The organism is Actinomadura darangshiensis, assembly GCF_004349235.1.
GTDB classification, from domain to species: domain Bacteria; phylum Actinomycetota; class Actinomycetes; order Streptosporangiales; family Streptosporangiaceae; genus Spirillospora; species Spirillospora darangshiensis.
Genome location: NZ_SMKY01000614.1, coordinates 1 through 1,566, shown reverse-complemented (window position 1 = coordinate 1,566; position 1,566 = coordinate 1). Strand labels below are relative to the sequence as shown.

2 protein-coding genes are annotated in these 1,566 nt (G+C 70.7%); both read left to right on the top strand.

The genetic code is table 11. The annotated features are described in order from the left end of the window. Nucleotides 1-88: 88 nt before the first annotated feature. The gene (locus E1293_RS46910; RefSeq protein WP_132206602.1) at nucleotides 89-805 is read left to right on the top strand and encodes an ABC transporter ATP-binding protein; all 717 of its coding nucleotides are present in this window, start codon (nucleotides 89-91) and stop codon (nucleotides 803-805) included. Beyond that, nucleotides 802-1,491: a hypothetical protein gene (locus tag E1293_RS46905; protein WP_132206600.1), complete on the top strand. Its 690-nt coding sequence runs from the start codon at nucleotides 802-804 to the stop codon at nucleotides 1,489-1,491. The genes E1293_RS46910 and E1293_RS46905 overlap by 4 nt, the downstream gene beginning before the upstream one ends. Nucleotides 1,492-1,566: the final 75 nt, after the last annotated feature.

Here is a 1,566-nt window from a genome sequence, read left to right as displayed (position 1 = left end):
CCCCCGGCCGAACCACCAAACGGACGAGGGACCAGCGGGGGCGGAGTTAACGCCGGTCTTACGAGGGGGGCTCTAACGTGTGGTGCTCATGCGGCTGGAGAATGTCGCCTTCCGTTATCGGCGGAGGGATCCCTGGGTGTTCAAGGGGGTCACCTTGTCGCTTGCGGGCGGCAGTGTCACCGAGGTGACCGGGCATAACGGCGTCGGCAAGTCCACGCTGCTGCGGGTGATCGCCGGTCTGCGGAGGCCGCGTGCCGGGGTCGTCAAGGACCGTCCAGCCCGGGTGGGGTACGCGCCGGAGCGCTTCCCGGTGGATCAGCCGTTCAGCGTGCGAACGTATCTTTGCCACATGGCCGCCATGCGCCGCGTCCCCGCGGACGCGGTCGGCGAGTGGGCGGAGCGGCTCGCGTTCGATCACCTCCTCGAAGTGCGGTTGCCCGAGTTGTCGAAGGGCAGCGCCCAGAAGGTCGGGATCGCGCAGGCGCTCATGGCCGACCCGGAACTTCTGATCCTGGACGAGCCGTTCGCCGGGCTCGACACCGCCACGCGTGACGCGCTTCCCGAGTTGATCTCCGGGATCGCGGCGGGCGGCGCGACCGTCGTGGTCAGCGATCACCAGCGGTGCATCGAGGACATGCCTGGGATCGGCCGGCTGCACATGGCCGATGGCGCCGTGGCGCGCCTGTCGTCCGCCGGCCGGACCGAATGGGCCGTCCTCGAGGTCGAGGTGCCCGGGGACGAGGCCGACACCCTGGAGACCAAACTGCGCGCGGACGGCTACCGGGTGCGGAGGCGTGCGGGGTGATCGCGCTCGTCCGCTTCCAGGTCGCGGGATATATCCGCTCGCTGCGCGTCCTGCAGCCGCTGATCGTCGTGGCGCTCGTGGTGATGCTGGTCCTCGCCCAGGGGCCGACCGGCCCGGACGCGGCGGACCTCGCCGTCCAGACCTTCGGGGACGTGGCGGCGTTCATGTTCCCCGTCTGGGCCTGGGCCGCGCGGGCCCTGCTGGACACGCAGCCCGACGAACAGCGCGCGCTCACTGCCACCGCGGCCCGACGCCCGTCCGCACTCCCCTGGTCGGGCTTGCTCGCCGCGTACGGCATGAATCTCGCACTGGGCATCGTTGCATTGGCCGTCCCGCTCCTACAGGCCGTCCTGGCGGGGTCGCCCGCTCAAGCGGTGTTGGCCGGGTGTGCCCTGAACCTTCTCGTCGCCATCCCCGGAACGCTGCTGGGCGCCTGGACGAGCCGCGCCCTCATCCCCGATCCCGGCGTCTCCCTTCTCGCCCTCCTGGGCGGCGCGACCGCCCTGCTGCTCCTCGGCCTCGGACGACTCTCCTGCCTCTCCGTCCCGATGATCGGGTGGATGCGATCGGCACACGACGGCCCGGCCGCCTTCGTCTCGGACTTCCCCGCCATCGCCCTCCACCTGCTGGTGTGGTCCACGATCGTCGGCACCGCCTACCTGGTCACCACCCTCCGCTCCCACTGACACACAAACCCCTAAGAAGAACGACAGAGCCCGCAAAGGCGCGGCGGATCGCGGGGTGGGGTTGGTGGGGTGTGG